This window comes from Bartonella ancashensis (assembly GCF_001281405.1).
GTDB lineage: Bacteria > Pseudomonadota > Alphaproteobacteria > Rhizobiales > Rhizobiaceae > Bartonella > Bartonella ancashensis.
Map to the genome: position 1 here is coordinate 841,580 of NZ_CP010401.1, position 22,585 is coordinate 864,164.

17 protein-coding genes and 1 other RNA gene are annotated in these 22,585 nt (G+C 39.6%); all 18 read left to right on the top strand.

Translation table 11 applies throughout. From position 1 onward, the window contains the following. The first annotated feature begins 1,281 nt into the window (after positions 1-1,281). The 18 genes from rnpB (at position 1,282) to PU02_RS03830 (ending at position 22,584) form a co-directional block, all read left to right on the top strand. Positions 1,282-1,673: RNase P RNA component class A (rnpB, locus tag PU02_RS06435), an RNA gene on the top strand. A gap of 243 nt (positions 1,674-1,916) precedes the next feature. After that, positions 1,917-2,918 (top strand): 16S rRNA (cytosine(1402)-N(4))-methyltransferase RsmH, encoded by a 1,002-nt coding sequence (gene rsmH / locus PU02_RS03750; protein ID WP_053944132.1) that lies wholly within the window; start codon positions 1,917-1,919, stop codon positions 2,916-2,918. Beyond that, positions 2,912-3,316 carry a cell division protein FtsL gene (ftsL, locus tag PU02_RS03755; RefSeq protein ID WP_053944133.1) on the top strand — a complete coding sequence of 135 codons (405 nt, stop codon included), beginning with the start codon at positions 2,912-2,914 and terminating at the stop codon, positions 3,314-3,316. The genes rsmH and ftsL overlap by 7 nt, the downstream gene beginning before the upstream one ends. After that, positions 3,316-5,031 carry a peptidoglycan D,D-transpeptidase FtsI family protein gene (locus tag PU02_RS03760; protein ID WP_053944657.1) on the top strand — a complete coding sequence of 572 codons (1,716 nt, stop codon included), beginning with the start codon at positions 3,316-3,318 and terminating at the stop codon, positions 5,029-5,031. The genes ftsL and PU02_RS03760 overlap by 1 nt, the downstream gene beginning before the upstream one ends. A 52-nt stretch (positions 5,032-5,083) precedes the next feature. Then, positions 5,084-6,535: a UDP-N-acetylmuramoyl-L-alanyl-D-glutamate--2,6-diaminopimelate ligase gene (locus tag PU02_RS03765; RefSeq protein WP_053944134.1), complete on the top strand. Its 1,452-nt coding sequence runs from the start codon at positions 5,084-5,086 to the stop codon at positions 6,533-6,535. Further along, the gene (locus tag PU02_RS03770; protein ID WP_144417873.1) at positions 6,532-7,956 is read left to right on the top strand and encodes a UDP-N-acetylmuramoyl-tripeptide--D-alanyl-D-alanine ligase; all 1,425 of its coding nucleotides are present in this window, start codon (positions 6,532-6,534) and stop codon (positions 7,954-7,956) included. Before PU02_RS03765 ends, PU02_RS03770 begins: the two co-directional genes overlap by 4 nt. A 34-nt stretch (positions 7,957-7,990) precedes the next feature. Then, positions 7,991-9,061, top strand: coding sequence for a phospho-N-acetylmuramoyl-pentapeptide-transferase (gene mraY, locus PU02_RS03775; protein WP_053944136.1), 1,071 nt, complete (start codon positions 7,991-7,993; stop codon positions 9,059-9,061). 4 nt (positions 9,062-9,065) lie between these two features. Next, positions 9,066-10,460, top strand: coding sequence for a UDP-N-acetylmuramoyl-L-alanine--D-glutamate ligase (murD, locus tag PU02_RS03780; RefSeq protein WP_053944137.1), 1,395 nt, complete (start codon positions 9,066-9,068; stop codon positions 10,458-10,460). 131 nt (positions 10,461-10,591) lie between these two features. Then, on the top strand, positions 10,592-11,752 hold the full coding sequence (locus tag PU02_RS03785; RefSeq protein WP_053944138.1) for an FtsW/RodA/SpoVE family cell cycle protein: 1,161 nt from the start codon (positions 10,592-10,594) through the stop codon (positions 11,750-11,752). Further along, positions 11,742-12,878: an undecaprenyldiphospho-muramoylpentapeptide beta-N-acetylglucosaminyltransferase gene (gene murG, locus PU02_RS03790; protein WP_053944139.1), complete on the top strand. Its 1,137-nt coding sequence runs from the start codon at positions 11,742-11,744 to the stop codon at positions 12,876-12,878. Before PU02_RS03785 ends, murG begins: the two co-directional genes overlap by 11 nt. Beyond that, the gene (gene murC, locus PU02_RS03795; protein ID WP_053944140.1) at positions 12,862-14,265 is read left to right on the top strand and encodes a UDP-N-acetylmuramate--L-alanine ligase; all 1,404 of its coding nucleotides are present in this window, start codon (positions 12,862-12,864) and stop codon (positions 14,263-14,265) included. Before murG ends, murC begins: the two co-directional genes overlap by 17 nt. Before the next feature lie 3 nt (positions 14,266-14,268). Beyond that, positions 14,269-15,237, top strand: a complete 969-nt coding sequence (gene murB, locus PU02_RS03800; protein ID WP_053944141.1) for a UDP-N-acetylmuramate dehydrogenase — start codon at positions 14,269-14,271, stop codon at positions 15,235-15,237. A gap of 238 nt (positions 15,238-15,475) precedes the next feature. After that, positions 15,476-16,396 (top strand): D-alanine--D-alanine ligase, encoded by a 921-nt coding sequence (locus PU02_RS03805; protein ID WP_053944142.1) that lies wholly within the window; start codon positions 15,476-15,478, stop codon positions 16,394-16,396. Continuing rightward, on the top strand, positions 16,384-17,286 hold the full coding sequence (locus tag PU02_RS03810) for a cell division protein FtsQ/DivIB (protein WP_053944143.1): 903 nt from the start codon (positions 16,384-16,386) through the stop codon (positions 17,284-17,286). The genes PU02_RS03805 and PU02_RS03810 overlap by 13 nt, the downstream gene beginning before the upstream one ends. Then, the gene (ftsA, locus tag PU02_RS03815; protein WP_053944144.1) at positions 17,287-18,588 is read left to right on the top strand and encodes a cell division protein FtsA; all 1,302 of its coding nucleotides are present in this window, start codon (positions 17,287-17,289) and stop codon (positions 18,586-18,588) included. Positions 18,589-18,666: 78 nt separating this feature from the next. Further along, positions 18,667-20,442: a cell division protein FtsZ gene (ftsZ, locus tag PU02_RS03820; RefSeq protein WP_053944145.1), complete on the top strand. Its 1,776-nt coding sequence runs from the start codon at positions 18,667-18,669 to the stop codon at positions 20,440-20,442. Positions 20,443-20,625: 183 nt separating this feature from the next. Then, entirely contained in the window at positions 20,626-21,525 is a 900-nt protein-coding gene (lpxC, locus tag PU02_RS03825; protein ID WP_053944146.1) for a UDP-3-O-acyl-N-acetylglucosamine deacetylase, read from the top strand. Positions 21,526-21,690: 165 nt separating this feature from the next. Then, positions 21,691-22,584 (top strand): outer membrane protein assembly factor BamD, encoded by an 894-nt coding sequence (locus PU02_RS03830; RefSeq protein WP_053944147.1) that lies wholly within the window; start codon positions 21,691-21,693, stop codon positions 22,582-22,584. Position 22,585 lies beyond the last annotated feature (1 nt).

The window sequence follows — 22,585 nt, forward strand, 5'->3', positions numbered from 1 at the left end:
TATAAAAAGAGCGTATACACCCTGTATAATTCCAAGAACAAGAATAAGATTGTTGAAGTCATGATGCTCGTAGGAAGTTTTTATATTGTCGATTAACGAGATAGAGTTGTGTAATCATAAGATACGAAGCAGGTAAATGAAGCAGGTAAATAAAGATACTTATGGGTTGAGATTAATAATCTTCTTGGGAGGGGGAATTGCTCTATGTTGCTGTAAACAAGGATATTTGAGGTAGATGTTAGCGCGTAAATTGTGCTTGATTTTTGTAGGTCTGTGTATGTTGCAACACGTACAATATATGAAGGGTAAAATTTGTCTTTTATAGGTGCAAGCCAAGTGTGTGCTGTGTTACATTTCATGATTGAAGGACGGCTTCAAGCTACAGAAAAAAACAAGGACTGATTCTGTTGTAAAAGGGTTTTGTTTAAGCGCAATGTTGGCGAAGTTATATGATTTTTGTAAATAATTTTGACTGTATTTTCGGCGTTTGTTTGCAAGTTACCTGTAACAGAAATCCAGCTTCTTGTTTTTTTGTATTAGAACATAAAAAATTACAAGAGAGGTTTTTACATAAATTTGTATGACAATAAAATATTGTCGACATATTTGAGATAAAGATGCTTCAAATTGGACCAATTTTAGTATTTTTTGTCTAAATTTTTTCATTTTTACAACATTTATAACAATTTTTTCTTTTTTCTGCCATGTAATGACAAGAAGTTCTTGTTGTTTGAAATATTTTATCATAGCAACAAATATTGTGCTGGCCCTTTGTTGTCAGCATGAGGACGGTCAGGGAGCCTCTCCCCTCCCCCCCCCCGCGTGGATCCCTTAGATCGTCTGGCCCGGCTGATTTATTTCAGTCGGGTTTTGTTTTTTAAGGATTGCTGTTAACTTTTGGCCACAATAATGTACCGCGAATATGGAATAAATATTCCAATATAAATAATTGGTGTCGTATGAATAAGGGATAGAGGAATTTTCCCGTGTTCCGTGTTCATTAAGTTGTTTTGCTAAGAGTGATTTGAGCAGTACGTTCAATTATTTTTATAAATTATAGTGGGTTATTCATTTAAGATATCTTTGGCAGAGTGGTGATTTTTTGCTACAAAATGAAATTTTCAGGTCATATATCACGTGGTAGAATAACCAATCTTGTTCATGAAACTATTGAGTTTACTTTTATACTAAATTCCATTGCAGTAATGGGTTATTTGATACGTACGAGATATTTTAGGGTTTCTATTTTCACGTGATGAAAAATATTTTATAAGTAACAAATCAGTCGGTCGGGCAACCGCGCTTATCTTGTTAAGTTTAAAGTGATAGGTGAGGAAAGTCCGGGCTCCACGAAAAGACGGTGCCGGGTAATACCCGGCGGGGGTGACCCTAGGGAAAGTGCCACAGAAAGTAGACCGCCTATTTTTATAGGTAAGGGTGAAAGGGTGAGGTAAGAGCTCACCGCGTATTCAGTAATGGGTGCGGCAAGGTAAACCCCACCGGGAGCAAGACCAAATAGAAATGACGTGCAAGATTTTTTTGCAGCCAGTTTTCAGGTGAGTCATTTGGGTAGGTTGCATGAGGCAGGTGGTAACATCTGTCCTAGATGAATGGTTGCCACGTAAAGTATAAGCTTTACCATACAGAACCCGGCTTATAGGCCGACTGATTTTTTTGTCATGCTATTTACAACATAGGTTGTTTGGAAACCTTTCACGTAATTTTATTTAGACTTCTCGGAGTGATTTTTTACTTATAATATTTTTTTAAGTAAAATAAGCTAATGATCCTCACTGATCGACTTTGGCCTCATAATTATTGTGGGGCAATATTGAGAGTTAAGGTTTTGATTATTGGTAGCATTATTTACCATTAAGTGGCTGTTGATCTGAAGATATAAATAAAGATGAGGTACTGTGACAAAACAGGATAACGGAACTGAATGCCATATTCCAGTATTGCTACAGCAGGTTTTGGCTGGTCTTGCGCCGTTGCGTGGTGCAAAGGTGGTTGATGGCACGTTTGGTGCTGGTGGTTACACGCGTGCTTTTTTGAATTTGGGTGCAACTGTTATTGCTCTTGATCGTGATCCTCATGCAGTTCGTGGAGGACAGGCTCTTGTTGATGAATTTTTTCCACGTCTTCGCTTACTTCAGATGGAATTTTCTCAGTTAGATCGTGTAATCGAAGAAAAGGTAGATGCAGTCATTCTTGATGTAGGTGTTTCTTCAATGCAGCTTGATGAAGCTGAACGAGGATTTTCTTTTCAACGGGATGGTCGATTAGATATGCGGATGGCTCAAACTGGTTTTACTGCAAGTGATGTAGTTAATCATTTTAAGGTGGATGATTTAATTCAGATATTTAGAATCCTAGGAGAAGAACGTCATTCAAATAGGATCGCAAAAATGATTGTAGAGCGCCGTCGTGTCTGTCCTTTTTTCCGGACACGTGATCTTGCCCGTGCAATTGAAGATCTTGTTGGGCGTAAACCGGGTGATCATATTCATCCTGCGACGCGTGTTTTTCAAGCAATTCGCATTTATGTTAATGATGAGCTTGGGGAACTTGCACGTGGTTTATTAGCTGCTGAAAAAATTTTGAAAGTAGGAGGACGTTTAGGTGTTGTAAGTTTTCATTCTCTTGAGGATCGTATGGTGAAAAGATTCTTTGCTGCCCGCTCAGGGAAGCACAAGGGATCACGTCATCTTCCTGAAATGAAAGCCACACCAGCAACCTTTATTTCGTTGTTCAAAGGAGGAATAACTGCGACTGAGGAAGAGTTGCAACGCAATCCACGTGCGCGCTCTGCAAGGTTACGTATAGGTGTCCGTACTCAGGCTGATATCATGCAAACGGATGTAGAACTATTAGGTTTAGAAAAGATCGCTCGTTCTGAAGGCAGCAAGCAATGGTAGTTTTTCGTACGTTGGATATCATTCTTGTTACAATCATGATTTGTATAGCAGCTTTTACTTACAAGGTGAAATATGATTCCCAGAAACAAATTAATGAATTACACCGTATTGAGCATGAAATTGCAGAAGAGAAAAACGCACTAAAACTGCTTCGCGCTGAATGGGCCATGATAACAAATCCTGCGCGAATGGCAAAGCTTGCAGAGCGTTACCAGCAAGAGTTAGGGTTAGAGATGATAAAGCCCCGTCAAATTGTTGAATTGGAGGATATTCCAATTCGTTCATATGATAGCATTGAAGAATTAATCAAAAAATATGATTTTGAAGATGATATGCTCTCAGGAGGAGTTAATCACGATTCTTCAAAGAATCATGTTATTCGAAAGAGTAGGCAATGATGAAGTTCTTTCGCGTATTTTCTCGAAAAAGAAAGTGTTTAGAAAAAAAATCAGATAGCTTCGATTTTTCTGTGCGTTATCCTTCTTTTTGTCGTCAAAGATTAGTTTTTTCTTTGTTCTGTGTTGTTATTCTTTATGCAATCATGGGAAAGTATCTTATTTCCTATGGGTTTCAAGATGAAAAAATTGAAGAAACTAAAGGGCCAGTAACTCCACCACTAGCAACTCGTCCTGATATTATCGATCGCAATGGGCGTTTGCTGGCAACGGATATAGCAACTTACTCGCTTTTTTCCGAACCACGACGCATCATTGATGTAGATGAAACAATTGAACTTATCTCAACTGTTTTACCAAAGCTTAATTTTCAGGAAATTTATAATCGCTTGAAAAAAAAGTCAGGTTTTTCCTGGATTCAGCGTGGATTAACTCCAGTACAAAAGAAGAAAATTATGGATCTTGGTATTCCGGGAATTGGCTTTCGTACTGAGATACGCCGTTTTTATCCGGGTGGTTCTGTCGCGTCGCATATCCTTGGTATGGTTAATGTTGATAATCAAGGCATAGCAGGCATGGAAAAATATATTGACGATGCTGGTTTAAGTATTCTTCGTGCCACTGGTCTTGCTGATGAATCACCATTAAAGCCCATTCAACTTTCAATAGATGTGCGTGTTCAAGAAATTGTGAGAGACGAAGTTATAAAAGGGATGGAGCGTTATAAAGCAATTGCAGCAGGAGCTGTTATTTTGAACATTCATACAGGTGAAATTTTGGCTATGGTATCTGTTCCTGATTTTGATCCTGGCAATCCTGTTGATGCTCTTAAAAATGATCGCTTAAACCGAATAACCGCTGGAACTTTTGAAATGGGATCGATCATAAAGAGTTTTACAACTGCAATGGCGCTCGATTCAGGTCTTTTTAACTTAAACAGTGTCATTGATGCTTCCAAGCCACTTCAAGCGAGTCGGGGCTATTTTATTCATGATTTTCACGGAAAAAATCGTCCTCTAAAGTTATGGGAAGTTTTTGTCTATTCTTCTAATATAGGTTCTGCTAAGGAAGCGTTAGCGGTAGGAATTGATAAACATCAAGATTTTTTAAAACGATTTGGTTTATTTGATCGTTTGACAACGGAATTGCCTGAGACTGCTCGTCCCATTTTGCCGCGTCATTGGAGCGAGATCAGTTCTATGACGATTTCTTTTGGACATGGCATGGCGATAACACCGCTACAAACAGCAGTAGGTGCAGCAGCTTTAATGAATGGTGGTTGGTTGATTGAACCAACCTTTTTGAAGCGTGCTAAAGAGAAGGCTATGAAAAATGCCCAAAAAGTACTTCATGTTCAAACAAGTGAGAAGATGCGTTACCTTTATGAATTGAATAGCATGATAGGTTCTGGACGTAGTGCAAAGGTAGAAGGTTATCGTGTTGGTGGCAAGACAGGAACAGCTGAGAAAATTGAAAATGGCAAATATTCTAAAACGAAGAATTTTAATAGTTTTCTTGCTGCTTTTCCTATTGATAATCCTGCTTATGTTGTTTTAACAATCATTGATGAACCGCAACCTGAAGATGGAAAACGTTCAGTCACAGCTGGGATGAATGCAGGGCCGATGCTTGCTAATATTGTTCGTCGTTCGGCCAGTTTTCTTGGAGTAAAGTCAGATTTTAAAAAAGAACATGAAATGGTCTTGATGCATAAATAGCAGTTTTTGATTGCTAGAAACAATAGTAAAAGGAGTTCGGAGGTAAGGGGTCATGTTACTTGGCGCATTATTTACAGAATGTATGGAAGGTGACAGCCTTTCTCTGATTAAAGTTGCAGGGATAAGCGTGGATTCTCGACAGGTACTTCCTGGTTATGTTTTTGTTGCTCTTCGAGGAAACAAAGGTGATGGTAGGAACTATATAAGTGATGCTGTAAAACGTGGTGCATGTGCAATTGTCACGGACTGCGATTTTATGTTTAGTGATTTACCTATCCCAGTTATCTGTGTTCCTGATGTGCGGCACAGTTTGGCCATAGCGGCTGCGCGTTTTTATCGTAAGCAACCTAAGGTTGCTGTTGCCGTTACGGGTACGAGTGGTAAAACATCGGTTGTTTCGTTTGTTCGGCAGATTTGGCAGCATGTGGGATTATGTGCCGCTAGTATTGGGACAGTGGGGCTTGTTTCTCCTAAACGTAATGATTACAGTTCTTTAACAACACCTGATCCAGTTGTTTTGCATCGTCTTTTACGTGAAATTTCAGATGAAGGTGTTACACATGTTGCACTGGAAGCATCTTCACATGGTCTTGATCAAAGTCGGCTTGATGGAGTGCATTTATCTGCTGGTGCTTTCACCAATTTGGGTCGTGATCACATGGATTATCATACATGCATGGAAGATTATTTGCATGCTAAAATGAGATTGTTTGATACACTTTTGCCACAAGATGCACCTGCACTCATTGCAGCAGACGATGTTTATTCACAAAGGGTTATTGATCATGTCACACAGATCGGTCGCCGCGTATTAACAGTGGGGCGTAAAGGGAAATTTATTACGCTTAATCGTGTTGAGCATCAACGTGCAAAACAATATGTTGAATGTCGTATAGAGAATAATATTTATGCATTTGATTTGCCGTTTGTAGGAAATTTTCATGTTTTTAATGCGCTTATAGCTGCCGGTTTAGCCATTACGACGGGCGCTTCTGCAGATAAAGTATTTTCTTCTCTTAAAAAACTGAAAGGAGCTCCTGGTAGGTTAGAGCTTGTTGGAAAAACGGAAAATAATGCGTGTGTTTATGTGGATTATGCTCATAAACCAGAAGCTTTAGAGCAAGTATTACTTTCTGTCCGTCCCTTTACTCTTGGGCGTTTGATTCTTGTTTTTGGTTGTGGCGGTGATCGTGATCAGGGGAAAAGGCCTTTGATGGGAGAAATTGCAGTTAATAAGGCTGATATCGTTATTATTACTGATGATAATCCTCGTACTGAGGAACCAGAAAAAATCCGCAAGGATATCTTACAGGCAGCACCAGGTGCTTTGGAGATAGCGAATCGAAGTGATGCAATTTATCATGCAGTGGAGATGCTTGAGGCAGGTGACACATTGATTATTGCAGGAAAAGGTCATGAAAATGGTCAAATTATAGGACAAAAAGTGTATCCTTTTTCAGATCGTTCAGAAGTAATTGCTGCTTTGGAGAAAAGGAAAAAATAATGGTTTTATGGGATAGAAAGACACTTCTTTCTGTGATGAATGGTGTTGCGATTGGATATTTACCTGAAGTTTTTTCCGGAGTATCCATTGATAGTCGCACTCTTGTAAGTGGCGATATTTTTTTCTGTATTAAAGGTAATCATTTAGATGGGCATGACTTTGCTGCACACGCTCATGCAAAAGGTGCGGGGGTTCTCATAGTCGAGAAAAATCGTTTAGACGAGATGAAAAAAATAGCAGCTCCACTTATTGTTGTTTCTGATGTTTTACAGGCGTTAGAAAGACTTGCACAAGCGGCAAGGGAACGCTCGAAAGCTAGAATAATAGCCATAACGGGTTCTGTTGGCAAAACGACAACAAAAGAAGCTCTTAAATTGGCACTTGAAACGGTAGGAAAGGTTCATGCCAATCTTGCTTCTCTAAATAATTGTTGGGGTGTGCCGTTGACTTTGGCACGGATGCCTATGGAGAGTGATTACGGTATATTTGAGATTGGTATGAATCATAGGGATGAAATTCGCCCTCTAGTAAAGTTGGTTCGTCCGCATGTAGCTGTGATTACCCATATTGCTGCTGGGCATATGGGTTTTTTTAAAAATCTTGAAGAAATTGCAGATGCAAAAGCTGAAATTTTTGAAGGATTAGATGATGAAGGTGTTGCGTTACTCAATGCAGATAGTGATTTTTTTTCCTATTTGACTCAAAAAGCAGAACGGTGTGGTGTAAAAAAGATTGTGAGTTTTGGAGAAGCGCATCATGCCGATTATCAGGCAAAAAAAATTTGTTTTCTAGATGATTTTTCTCGTGTGGTGATGTTCTTTTGGGGTAGAGAGTTAATAATTGAGATTGGCGCTTCTGGTCGACATAGTGTGCATAATAGTCTTGCTGTTGTGGCTGCATGTGATATTGTTGGTGCTGATTTGGAGCGTGCTGCACTTGCATTGAGAAGTTTTTCTCTTCCAAAAGGCCGAGGTCTTTGTTACCAACTGTCATTACCAGATGGTGGAGAGTTCCATTTAATTGATGAAAGTTATAATGCTAATCCTGCGTCTATGTGTGCTGCCCTTGATCTTCTTGCCACAGGGCCGATAGGTCCAGGTGGTCGACGTATTGCAATTTTAGGGGATATGCTTGAATTGGGAATTTATAGTGAAAAATTTCATCGTGATTTGGTAAAGCCTGTGCGTGCTTGTGGGGCTAATCCTGTTTTTTTATTTGGTAAAGAAATGAAGTCTCTAGCCATTGACCTTTCTGCTGGGGCTGATATTGAAGTTCGCTACGCTGAGCGTGTAGAAGATATTGTACCACCCATTATTTCTGAAATTACAAGGGGAGATCTTGTCATGATCAAATCATCCCATGGTGTTCGTTCATCACATATTGTAACTGCTCTTCTTGATCATTATAAATTGATAAAGTAACGATTCCTATCGTTCTTTACAGGGTTTTTGCGTTATGATGCTACTTTTATCTTTGTTTCACGATTTAGTTCCAGGTGTAAATGTTTTTCGTTATATTACTTTTCGCACTGTGGCAGCTATTCTGACTTCAGGTTTAATAGTTTTTTTGTTCGGTTCTAGCATGATTGCTTCTCTTAAAATGCGTCAAGGGAAAGGGCAGCCTATCCGAGCAGATGGTCCACAGACGCATTTCAAAAAAGCTGGAACACCCACTATGGGTGGACTTATGATTTTAAGTGGTGTCATTGTTTCAACGCTTTTATGGTGTAGCTTGTCGAACGTTTATATCTGGGTATCTCTATTGGTTATGCTCTCTTTTGGGGGGATAGGTCTGTATGATGATTATCTTAAAGTTACAAAGCAAACACACAAGGGGTTTTCCGGTAGGGCGCGGTTAAGTTTAGAATTTTTAATTGCGTCGGTTGCTTCTATCATCATTGTAAAAGCTGGTTCACCGGGATTAGCTCTGCCTTTTGTAAAAGAGTACTTTATCAATTTAGGCTGGTTTTTTATTCCATTTACCGCCTGTGTTATCGTGGGGGTTGGTAATGCGGTGAACTTGACAGATGGTCTTGACGGTCTTGCGATCGTTCCCGTGATGGTTGCAGCGTTGTCTTTTGCATTGATTGCTTATCTTTCTGGTAATGTAAATTTTGCTGATTATTTACAAATTCATTATGTTCCAGGAGTTGGTGAATTAGCTGTTTTATTGGGAGCTGTTGTTGGTGCTGGTCTTGGATTTTTGTGGTTTAACGCGCCTCCTGCAGCTATTTTTATGGGTGATACTGGTTCATTGGCGCTTGGTGGGTTATTGGGTGTTGTTTCTGTTGCCACGAAACATGAAATTGTTTTAGCTGTAATAGGAGGGTTGTTTGTTTTAGAGACATTATCAGTCATCATTCAAGTTGGCTGGTTTAAATTGACAGGAAGACGTATATTCCTTATGGCGCCAATTCATCATCATTTTGAAAAGAAGGGTTGGACTGAAAGTCAAATTGTTGTGCGGTTTTGGATTATTTCCATTGTATTGGCATTAATTGGTCTTTCAACACTTAAGTTGAGATAGGGCTGTGATTGCTGTTGAGTGCTATAAAAATCAAAAAATTGCTTTGTTTGGATTAGGGCGGTCGGGTTTATCTGCAGTGCAAGCTCTCCTTTTGGGTGGAGCAGAGGTTGTTGCGTGGGATGATGACCCTATTCGTGTGGAAGAAGCTCGAAAAAAAAATATTGTAACACGGGATCTTCGTTACGAAGATTGGTCGAAGTTTGTTGCATTGGTTTTGGCACCAGGAGTACCCTTAGTGTATCCAGAACCTCATTGGGTTGTTTGTAAAGCACGCCAAAAAAATATAGAAATTATTGGTGATATTGAACTTTTTGTTCGTGCACGGAATTATTTTTTGCGGCAGCATGGTTTTTGTGATCAGGATATTCCATTCATTGCTATCACTGGTACAAATGGTAAATCGACAACAACTTCTTTACTTGCTCATCTTATAAAACAAATTGGTCATGATGTGCAGGTAGGAGGAAATATTGGAACAGCCGTACTCATGCTGGAGCCATTTGTTGCAAAGCGTATTTATGTTATTGAGTGTTCGTCATTCCAAATTGACTTGGCACCATCTCTTCAGCCAACTGTTGGTATTTTATTGAATTTGACACCCGATCATATTGACCGTCACGGTAGTTTTGCCCATTATATACAAGCAAAAAGGTCTCTTGTCTCTCAAGCTTCTTGTGCAGTTATTTCAGTTGATGATGAGTCTTGTAGGGTTTTGTATGAAGAGCTTGTGAATGAGGGATGCCAAGTTCAAGCAGTTTCTAAAGAGAATTTTATCGAAAATGGTTTTTATGCAGAAGGAACAAAGCTATTTTTTGTATGCCATGGGCAACGTTATATGCTCGCTGATCTTGTTCGTGCTACCTCACTGCGTGGTAGTCACAATGCACAAAATGCTTTGATGGCTTTGGCAGCATTGCAGATATTAAAAATTAAGGATGCCCACATCGAAGAACATTTAACAAGTTATGCAGGACTTGCGCATCGCATGCAGCAAGTACGGAAAATAGGATCAGTTTTATTTATCAATGACAGTAAAGCTACTAATGCTGCTGCGTCTTCTGTTGCACTTGCTGCTTTTAATAATATTTTTTGGATTCTTGGAGGGCAGGCAAAAGAAGGTGGAATTGACATCCTCAAACCATTTTTTCATAAAATTAGGAAGGCTTATCTAATTGGCACTGCAGCGAAAGATTTTTCTGGTGTCATTGGTTCTTCATTCCCTTTTTCAATGAGTTTAACTTTAGAAAATGCAGTTGCTGAAGCTGCTATTGATGCGGCCTGTTATGACGAAAAAGAGACAGTTGTTTTGTTTTCGCCAGCTTGTGCAAGCTATGATCAGTTTAAGAATTATGAGATACGTGGGGAAGCGTTTATTTCTTCTGTTCTGCGATTAAAGTGATAATAATTGTGAAATTATAGTTACGTTAAGAATCCAGAATCCTTTTCAGTGTAACTATATTTGAATTTTTTAAAAGGAGATCAGAAAATTACGTCTCTTTAGAGCTGAATGGTGGATAAGGATCAAGAAAAATGGTGATTACGCGTGCAGATCGAGACCCAATCTCTAATTGGTGGTGGACAATTGATCGCTCTATTCTCTCTGCCTGTTTAATTTTAATGGGGATTGGCATTATGCTATCTTTTGCAGCTAGTCCTGCTATTGCAACGAGAATAGGGATCAGTAACAATTTTTATTTTGTTCGCTGGCATATTATTTTTTGCATACCCGCTTTTTTTATTTTGATGACGATTTCTTTTTTTTCACCACGGAACATTCGTCGTTTATGCAGTCTTTTGCTGATTATAGTACTTATTCTGATGGTAGCGACTTTATTGTTTGGGATCGAGGTAAAGGGAGCACGGCGCTGGGTTTCTGTGTTTGGTTTTTCTTTACAAGCATCAGAATTTATGAAGCCAGCTTTTGTTATTATATCTGCTTGGCTTTTTTCAGATCAAATGCGACATCATAGAAATCTTAGTTGTATACTGGCTGTCGCGCTTTGTGCCATTTGTTGTACTCTTCTTGTTTTACAGCCTGATATTGGTCAAACACTTTTAATTGGTGCAACGTGGGGTGGTCTGTTTTTTGTAGCTGGAGTATCTCTCATTATCGTACTTCTATTTCTTGTTTTGGCTATATTAGGGGGAGTTTTAGCTTACTTCTTTATCCATCATGTACACGAGCGTATCAATGGCTTTTTGACAGGTAAGGGGGATACATTTCAAGTTGATATGGGACGTGAAGCGATTTTGAATGGTGGATGGTTTGGTCGAGGGCCAGGTGAAGGAGAAATTAAGCGTATCATTCCTGATGGTCATACAGATTTTATTTTTTCTGTTGCTGCTGAGGAATATGGTATCATCTTCTGCTTGTTGATTATGGCGCTTTTTGCTTTTATCGTTATACGTTCGCTTTATATAGCATTGAATACACATGATTCATTTACGCGTTTAGGCATTACTGGTATAGCGATGATTATTGGGTTGCAATCAGGAATTAATATGGCTGTTAATCTGCATTTGATACCTCCAAAGGGTATGACGTTGCCGTTTATTTCTTATGGTGGCTCATCTTTGTTGGCGATTGCTTTTTCGATGGGTATTTTACTTAGCTTAACGCGTCGTTGGCCAGAAACACGGTTTTCATTTTTTCAATCATCTCCTGTTTCGGATATTGTCCATGACAGATAAAAGAGTTATTGTTTTAGCTGCAGGTGGTACAGGTGGGCATCTTTTTCCTGCAGAAGCTCTTGCTGCTGAATTAAGGTGTCGTGGATATGATGTTCATTTGGCAACAGATGAAAGAGCTAGACGTTTTGTACGTCATTTTGATAAAGAACATGTGCACATCATTTCATCTGCAACATTTGTACGCCGTCATCCTTTTGCAATCGTAAAGACATTTTGGCGTCTCTTGAAAGGAGCTGTGCAGTCGTGGCTTCTATTTCGTAAATTACGTCCTGTTCTTGTTGGTGGATTTGGCGGTTATCCTTCTGTTCCTCCTATCCTGATTGCAGCTTTAACCAGGCATATAACGTTTATTCATGAGCAAAATGCTGTAATGGGACGTGCCAATAGGTTTTTAGCAAGTCGTGTTAGTGCAATAGCAGGTGGTTTATTATTGGATAGAGGACAGTATGCTCATAAGACATTTTTGACAGGGAACCCTGTTCGTGAAGATGTTCTTGAAGCTGCAAAGATCCCTTATTGTATTTCTGCTGATCAGAAACCATTTCGTTTTTTAGTATTTGGTGGGAGTCAAGGAGCTTCTTTTTTTTCACGGGTTGTTCCTGAAGCTGTTTCTTTACTGGATCATGATATACGCCAGCGTTTACACATAGTTCAGCAAGCTCATAGTAAATCAACAAATTTAGCGACAATTTATGATGAAATGGGGGTACAGGCAGAAATTGCGCCTTTTTTTGATAACATGGCTGAACACATTGCACGGTCTCACTTTATTATGTCACGTTCCGGTGCCTCAACAGTTTGTGAAATTGCTGTGATTGGTCGTCCGGCTTTGCTCGTTCCATATCCACATGCTCTGGATCATGATCAGGCAGCGAATGCAGCTAAGCTTTCTTCAGCAGGAGGAGCAGAAATTATAGCGGAAAAAGATTTAAGTGCACAAAAACTTTCTTCTCTTTTGACGAGGATTTGCTGTGAAGAAGATATGTTGAAAAAACAGGCGTTTGCTGCAAAAAAGGTTGGCAAACCTTATGCAACCAGTATCCTTGCAGATATGGTGGAAGCACTGATCTCAGGAAAGTCATTATCAGATATTAAAATGGAGTTTTTTAATGAAGATGCCTCTTGATATAGGTTTGATCCATTTCATAGGTATCGGTGGTATTGGAATGAGTGGGATCGCTGAGGTTTTTCATAATCTTGGATATAAGGTTCAGGGATCTGATCAGACTACAAGTGCAAATGTTGAGCGTTTACAAAGAAAAGGAATCAACGTTTATATTGGTCATAAAGCTGAAAATTTAGGAGATGCAAAGGTTATTGTTGTTTCCACAGCTATTAAAAAAACAAACCTTGAATATATTGCAGCAAAAGCAAGGCATTTACCAATCGTGAAGCGTGCGGAGATGTTAGCGGAATTAATGCGTTTCCGGAGAGCAATAGCTGTTGGTGGAACGCATGGTAAAACAACAACTACATCAATGGTAGCTGCACTTCTTGATTCAGGTAATTTAGATCCAATGGTTATTAATGGCGGTATTATTAATGATTATGGAACCAATGCTCGTATGGGTGATGGTGATTGGATGGTGGTTGAAGCTGATGAAAGCGATGGTACATTTTTAAGACTACCAGCCGATATTGTAGTTGTTACAAACATTGATTCTGAACATTTAGATCATTATAAAAGTTTTGATGCTGTACGAGATGCTTTTCAGAAATTTTTAGAGAATGTGCCGTTTTATGGTTTTGCAGTTATGTGTCTTGATCATCCAGAAGTTCAGAGGTTAGCAAGCCGCATTGATGATCGCTGGGTAATTACGTATGGTAGTAATCCGCAAGCTGATGTTCGGTTTTCAAATTTTTCCATGGAAGGCAAAAAAGCACATTTTGATATTTTTATTCAATCTCGAAAAAAAGGCACACAAACTGAATTACGAAATTTAGTGCTACCTATGTCTGGGCGGCACAATGTTTCTAATGCTACAGCTGCGATTACCATCGCTCATGAACTTGGAATCTCGGATGAAGCCATAAGGAAAGGGTTAGCAGAATTCGGTGGAGTAAAACGGCGTTTTACACAAGTAGGTAGTTGGCGTGGTATCTATATATTTGACGATTATGGACATCATCCAGTTGAGATAAAAGCTGTTTTACATGCAGCCCGCGAGAGCACAAAAAGACGCGTCATTGCTATTGCACAACCACATCGTTATTCGCGCTTGTATCATTTGTTTGATGATTTTTCCACTTGTTTTCATGATGCTGATACTGTTATGGTCACGCCAGTTTATGCTGCAGGAGAAGAGCCGATTGCTGGTTTTGATTCTAAGCAATTGGTAGAACGCATTCAAATGGCCAATCATCGTGATGCACGTTTGGTTGATACATTAGAGGATGTTGTTACGGTTGTAGCTCAAGTTGCGCAGCCTGGCGATTATGTGGTTTTTCTTGGTGCTGGTAATATCACACAATGGGCTTATGCATTATCTGGTCGATTGGCAGAGCTTGGTTAGAATATGATGAATTTTCAAATCATTGATGGTGAAGCATTGTTGGCGCGGTTGCAGCCGTTATTAAATGGTGTAAAGGGGAAACTGAAGCCTAATGTTGAAATGCGCAAAATTACGTGGTTTCGCACAGGTGGTTTGGCTGAGCTTTTTTATCAGCCTGCTGATGAAGGTGATTTATCTCTTTTTTTAAAATTATTGCCAGAATGTATTCCTGTTACAATTATAGGGATAGGATCAAACCTTCTGGTGCGTGATGGAGGTGTTCCTGGTGTTGTTATCCGTCTTTCTTCAAAAGGATTTGGGCAGATAAAGCAAGTTTCTCCGACGCGATTTTTGGTTGGTGCGGCTACAGCGGATAAGCATTTGGCAATGGTAGCTTTGGAAGCAGAGCTTGCAGGGTTTCATTTTTATTACGGTATTCCAGGTAATGTAGGAGGGGCATTAAAGATGAATGCTGGTGCTAATGGCATTGAAACAGCCGCGCGAGTTATTGAAGTTTATGCATTGAACCGCAAGGGAGAACACCATACTTTTAGTGTAAATGATATGCATTACGCTTATCGTCATTGTGAAATTCCAGAAAGCTTTATTTTTACCGCAGCCTTGTTGGAAGGAAAGCCAGGAAAAAAAGGTGATATTCGTTCTGCTATGGATGAAGTTGTTTCACATCGAGAGGCTGTACAGCCCATTCGTGAAAAGACAGGTGGGTCCACTTTTCGTAATCTTGAAAATATTTCTGCATGGCGTCTCATTGACGAAGCAGGGTGTCGTGGTTTGCAAATTGGTGGCGCCCAGATGAGTGAAATGCACTGTAATTTTATGATCAATACAGGTCAAGCTACAGGATATGATCTCGAAAAATTAGGGGAGACGGTACGCGCTCGTGTTTTTTCTCATTCTGGTTGTCATTTGGAGTGGGAAATAAAACGTATTGGCCAATTTGAGCAAGATCGTACGGTTTCTTTTTTTGATTAGTCATGTTGTTAATTTTTTAGACTATAAAAAAATTGAGTCATTTCAAAGAGATAAGAAAAATTTTCCATTAAGAATCAATAAATTAACAGAAAAGTTCTTGCGTCAAGCGTGTGATTCTGATTCATTAGCGGAGACGTTAGATTGTTGATTCGCAATCATAAATCTCGTTTTTCTAATATATAGTACAGTGTTGGTTTCTTAGATGTATATCTAGTATGTAAGAATGGGGTGAGCTGTTATGAAAGGTAAGCATGTAGCCGTATTGATGGGAGGATTTTCATCTGAACGCTCTGTAAGCTTATCTTCAGGTACTGCCTGTGCCGATGCTTTGGAATCGCAGGGTTTTAATGTGAGCCGTTTGGATGTCAATGAGCATATTGCTTCTGTTCTTGAAGAGTTGCAGCCAGCTGTTGCTTTTAATGCATTACATGGTTTATTTGGTGAAGATGGTTGTATTCAAGGTATTCTTGAGTATTTGAAGATTCCATATACTCATTCTGGGGTTATGGCGTCAGCGTTGGCAATGGATAAGGGGAGAGCAAAGATTGTTGCTTCTAGTGCTGGTGTTTCTGTTGCACCTTCTCGCGTAATGAGCCGCTTTGATATAGGGCCAGAGCATCTTATGGAGCTGCCATATGTGATTAAACCTGTCCACGAGGGGTCAAGTTTTGGTGTTATCATCGTGAAGGATGATGATCCCGTTCCATTGCAAGATGTGGTAAGTCCCAAGTGGGTCTATGATGATGAAGTCATTGTTGAAAGATACATTCCAGGGCGTGAGCTAACTTGTGCTGTTTTGGGAGGTGAAGCTCTGGAAGTTTGCGAGATTGTGCCCAATCAGAATTTTACGTTTTATGATTATGATGCCAAATATAAATTGGATGGTTCTTTTCATATTTGTCCTGCAAAACTTTCACCAAATATTTACCAAAAAGTGCAAAGAATGTCTTTGATAGCGCATAAAGCAATTGGTTGCCGAGGTGTTAGTCGTTCTGATTTTCGTTATGACGATAAGACGGAAGAGTTGATTTGGCTTGAAATTAATACACAGCCCGGAATGACTTTAACTTCTCTTGTTCCCGATATTGCAAAGGCAAGTGGTCGCACTTATGAGGATGTGGTTAAGTGGATAGTGGAGGATGCATCATGTATGCGTTAAGTGTTGATAAAGCGCGTTTTTTGGTGTCTTCAGGGTCTTTTTTTCGGCGGCTATATCGTCGTTTATTAGGATTTTTATTTAAGTTTGTTGTCGATATTAATGTACCTCGTCATTTAGGTTCTTACGCTGTCATAAGTATCTTTTCTATTTCATTACTTTATGGAATGGAAGCAGGAGGGCATCTGAGACTTCTAGTGAAAAGTATTGTATCAAATTTTGGCTTTGTTATCACTCATGTTGGTCTTAGTGGCAACAAGCACATGACAGAAGGAGATATTTTAAGAATTTTGAAGCTTAATTCACGTCCACCAATTATTAGTTTTGACGTTAAAGAGGCACGTTCTTCTTTAGAAAAAGAAGTTTGGATACGATCAGCAAATATTCAAAAAATCTATCCTAATCAGGTTCGCATTGCAATTACAGAGCGTGAGCCTTATGCAATTTGGCAGCATGATGGTATGATAGATATCATTGATGAGACGGGGTATGTAATCGCACCGTTGCAGGAAAATCTAGTTAGAAATTTGCCTCTTGTTGTTGGTCAAGGTGCGCAAAATGCAGCTAAATCATTTATCCAGCTTCTTTCAGCGTATCCTGAATTGCAAGGGCGTGTTGGTGCCTATATTCGTGTGGGTGATCGGCGTTGGGATGTTATTTTAGATAACGGAACGCGTATTATGTTGCCCGAAAAAGGTACTTTTGAGAGGATCTCGCATTTTGTGAAACAGGGGGTGATGAAGGATCTTTTGTCGCGTGATGTCTTGAGTATAGATTTGCGTCTTTCTGATCGCATAACAGTTGCCTTATCGGATGAAGCGTTGGCACAGCATCATGCAACTGTTGCAAAACAAGAGCGTCTTCTAAAGTCGTTAAAAACAGGGAGTGTGTGAATGTTTCGTGATCTTCATAACAAAGGGCGACGTAAGACACGTTTTCTAACAGTTCTTGATGTTGGTTCAAGCAAGATTGTCTGCTTCATCGCTTGTTTGCGTCCTTTGGGGCGTGTGCACCATTTATATGGTCGTACACATTCCGTAGAAATTTTAGGTTTTGGTGTACAGCGTTCGCGCGGCATTAAGTCTGGAATTGTGACAGATATGATGGCAGCAGAGCAGTCTGTACGTTTAGCTGTCGATGCTGCGGAAAAGATGGCTGGTGTAGTTGTAGATTCAGTGATTGTAAATTTTTCTTCAAGTAAGCTGAAAAGCAATTCTGTTAGCAGTGTTGTACGATTAAACAGTCAAGAGGTAACTACCCGTGATATTCGCACAGTATTGGCGAATATTTTTCATAAGTCTTTTGATAAAGAACGTCATATTTTGCATTTGGTTCCAATATCATATTCGTTGGATGGCAATAAGGGTATTTGTGATCCTATGGGAATGGTGGGTGAGTTATTTGGTGCAGATGTTCATGTTGTAGTGGCAGAAACTGCCTCTTTGCGTAATCTAGAAACTTGTATCAATCGTTCTCATTTAAGTGTTGAAGCAATGGTTATTGCTCCCTTTGCAAGTGGTCTTTCAGTTTTGGTCAATGATGAGGCGCATTTAGGAGCTGCATGTATTGATTTTGGTGCAGGTACAACAAGTTTTTCAGTATTTTCTGGAGGGAAATTTGTTTATTCCGGTGCGCTTGCGATTGGAGGAAATCACATTACTCTTGATATTGCACGTGGTTTTTCGGTATCTGTTGAGGAAGCAGAGCGTTTAAAAGTTGTATATGGTTCAACGCTTTTGGCGAATGCAGATGATCGTAATATGATCAATGTATCAGAAATTGGTAATAAGCATCGTAAAACAGAGTATCCACGTTCTGTTCTTGGACGTATCATTCGCGCGCGTGTCGAAGAAATATTGGAAATGGTACGTGATTATTTAAATCATTCCGGGTTTGGAAATATTATTGGTAAGCGCGTTATTTTGACTGGAGGAGCTAGTCAATTAGCGGGTTTGCCAGAGGTAGCTTCCAGTATATTAGGAAGGAATGTTCGTATGGGACGTCCTCTTGGAATTTCTAGGCTTCCTTCTTTTGCAAAGGGAGCAGCCTTTTCATCTTCTGTTGGATTGCTGATTTATCCACAATTAGCAGGATTTGAAGAAAAAACGGTTCAAAGTACAGTAAAGTATTTATCAACAGGCACAGGTGGTGGGTATTTTCAGCGTGTTGGTCAGTGGTTGTATGAGAGTTTTTAAATAAATGTAAACATATTTGGGTAACATTAAGTTTCATCGCTTTGGCTTGCGGTGTTTTATAGGAGAAGGAAAAAGAAAATGACAATTAATCTGCACCGGCCAGATATTGCGGAATTGAAGCCGCGTATTACCGTTTTTGGTGTTGGTGGTGGAGGGGGGAATGCTGTCAATAATATGATTAATGCAGGGCTTCAGGGAGTTGATTTCGTTGTTGCCAACACAGATGCGCAAGCTTTAGCTATGTCGAAGGCAGAACGTGTTATTCAACTTGGCACAGCAGTAACAGAAGGTTTAGGAGCTGGTGCTTTACCAGAAGTTGGACAGGCTGCTGCTGACGAATGTATCGATGAGATCATCGATCATCTTGCGGATTCTCACATGGTTTTTATTACTGCGGGTATGGGGGGCGGTACTGGAACTGGAGCGGCACCTGTTGTTGCTCGTGCAGCTCGTGAAAAGGGTATTTTAACTGTTGGTGTTGTTACAAAACCATTCCAGTTTGAAGGTGCGCGCCGTATGAAAACTGCAGAAGCTGGTATAGAGGAATTACAGAAGTCTGTTGATACATTAATTGTTATTCCTAATCAGAATCTTTTTCGTATTGCGAATGAAAAAACAACATTTGCTGATGCTTTTGCTATGGCTGATCAGGTGTTGTATTCAGGTGTTGCTTCTATTACGGATTTAATGATAAAAGAGGGGCTGATTAACCTTGATTTTGCTGATGTTCGTTCTGTTATGCATGAAATGGGACGAGCTATGATGGGAACAGGTGAAGCTTCTGGTGAAGGGCGTGCTTTAGCTGCTGCTGAGGCTGCTATTGCAAATCCTCTGTTAGATGAAACTTCTATGTGTGGAGCTCGTGGCCTTTTGATTTCCATTACGGGTGGTCGTGATATGACTTTGTTCGAAGTGGACGAAGCAGCCAATCGTATTCGTGAAGAAGTTGATGCTGATGCAAATGTTATTTTTGGTGCTATTGATGATGATTCACTTGAGGGTGTTATCCGTGTTTCTGTTGTTGCAACAGGTATTGATCGTGCGGTCAGTGATGTGGTTCAGTCTTCTTATCCTAAATTTCAGAAGCCTGTATCTTCAGTCCGTGAAGATAGTTCTGGGCCACTTCAGGCAGCTTCTTATCCTCAATCATCTTCATCACGCTCTGAAACAGTGGTAGAAAATGTGGAAAAAATTAAAGAGGATATAAATCCAGCAGTTGAGGAATTATTCCGTCCAAAAAGTCAAATTTTTACTAAACCTTTGGACGTGAATACTTCTCCGAGTGATAATCTTTCTTCTTATAGGAAAAATGATTTTCATGGAAAAGCGTCAACTACGCCACGCATGCAGGTTAATCGCTCTTCTCAGCAGCAATCTTTGGCCTCTGTGGTTAGTATGGAAGCAACAGCGCATGCTTTAGACGAAGTAGCTGATGATAAAGTAGCGGCTATTGCAGCGCAAAAGGAAATGAAAGTGCAGATGCAACCTCGTTTGGCCTCAGCGCGGATTCCTGAATTAAAAGATTTTTCTCCGGTTGCTTATGGTCAGAGTGCTCATTCTGCTGTTTTTGACCAGGGACCACGTAGTCTTTGGCAACGTTTGAAACAAAGCTTAACCTATCGTGAAGATGCAGAAATAGAAGCTCGGTTAGAGCCTTCTACGAGATCCTATCAAAATGAGGAAGCAAATGTTTTGAATAGAAGTTCTCAGGTATCTTCTCAAGATTTGTCTACATATGCTCCATATCGTCCTACTGAGCAAAGGTTATCTACATTAAAAGATCAGCATGCTTTTGTCAGTGAGGAGGATCAGCTTGAAATACCTGCATTTTTACGTCGTCAGGTGCATAAGTAAATACGAAAGGTGAAGAGAGATAAGAGAGTTTCTACATATGGTAAAATTCAAACCATCCATTGGTGTATGTCACCAAGTTTTTGAAAGGATTTTTAATTTTTTTGTAAGCTTCTTGCTAAAAGAGGTGGGTATCATTTGTTATGAATATGATGCATTTAAAGAGTGTATAAGAAGCTCGTAAAAATGATTAAAATCCAGAAAAGCGATGGAGTAAGGGGGTTAAAAAAATATCAGTCTACCTTAAAAAAATCAGTTGTTTTAGAAGGGCATGGTGTCCATAGCGGTTGTTCATCTGTAGTGAAGATTCATCCAGCGGATGTTGGGTGTGGTGTTTCTTTTAAGCGTTTTGGAGTGGATGGTAGAGAACATATTTTGCGGGCACATGCATCTCAGGTAGGAGAGACTGAGTTATCTACAGTTCTTGGATACGGAGATTTAAAGGTTAGAACGATCGAGCATTTAATGGCAGCGATTATCGCTTATGATTTAGATAATCTTGTCATTGAAGTTTCTGGTGATGAAGTCCCTATTTTGGATGGTTCATCATGGCAATATTGTCAACTTTTTGAGCAAGTTGGTATTGTACAGCAAGCTGCATTGCGCACTTATTTTATCATAAAGAAAGCAATACGTGTTGAGATAGAAAATAGTTTTGCGGAGTTTTTACCGTTTCATGGGCGTCGTTTTGACGTTACAATAGATTTTTCGTCACCTGCTATTGGTAAGCAGCAATTCGATCTTGATCTTACGTCTCACAATTTTCGAGACAATTTATCGCGTGCACGTACTTTTGGTTTTATTAAAGATGTGGAAAAACTGTGGATTTCCAAAAAAGGATTAGGGGCCTCTTTAGACAATTCTCTTATCATTGGGCTCGATCACAAAATTCTAAATCCAGAAGGTGTTCACTTTGAGGATGAGTTCGTTAGGCATAAAATGCTCGATGCAGTTGGTGATACTGCTTTGTTAGGTTCTCCTTTTATTGGGTTATTTCGCTCATATTGTAGTGGACATTCACTCAATGTGCGGTTGGTCAAAGCTGTGTTGGAAGATGCACTGTGTTATGAAGAAGGTACATTCTAAAAAAATAAGGCAAGTTTAGGAATTTTTTCTTTTGCTTATTTGATTTTGAGAGAATAGTTGACCTTGTGTTACAAAATCCGCTAGGATTTTTAGAGTAATAGCACAGAGCCGTTTTAATGCAGATTCTTGTTATTGAGGTGATGTTTTCGCGAGGTCAGAAAGATAATGATAAAGTCTGATATGTATATCATAGATGTAGTGCGCAAGAAATCCAGTATTGTGCGCAAGATTTTGATTGGAATTTGTGGGGGCGGAATCTGTTTATTGGCGGGATGTTTATTCGAAAAAAGAAGTGCTGTTGATCCGGCTGCATATGTTTTAAAAACAGATCCTCCTGATGTGATATATAGTCAGGCGCTTACCCATCTAAATGGGGGAAGGATTAACGAAGCGTTAAAAAAGTTTTCTACAGTTGAAAAACAATATGCCTATACTGAATGGGGGCAAAAGTCTTTACTTATGGGTGCTTCTGCAAACTATAAGCTTGCTAAGTATGACGATGCTATTAGTATGGCACAGCGCTATGTGACTCTTTATCCAGCTGCGGAGGATGTTCCTTATGCGTACTATCTGATTGGTCTTGCTTCTTTTTATCAAATTTCTGATGTTATGCATGACCAACAGGATACTAAACGTGCTATTGCTGCCATGCAATTTCTTGTAGAACGCTATCCGCAATCCAAGTATGTTCAGGATGCTAAATCCAAAATACGTTTTGGTCGAGAGCAATTGGCTGGTAAAGAAATGCAGGTTGGTCGTTATTATGAAAAGGGGCAAAAATATTTAGCAGCAAGCCGAAGATTCCATGTAGTGATCACAGAGTATTCGGATACTAATCAGGTAGAGGAAGCGCTGTTTCGATTGACGGAAGTGAATGTTGCTCTTGGTTTGATTAAAGAAGCGCAAACAGCGGCAGCTATCTTAGGGCGTGATTACCCCAAAAGTAAGTGGTATCGGTTTGCTTATGATTTGTTACAAAAGAATAATGTGTTTCCGCAAGAGCATAGATCTTCTTTAATTTCTAATGCTTTGAGTGGTGATAAAAATAGAGTGCGTTGAT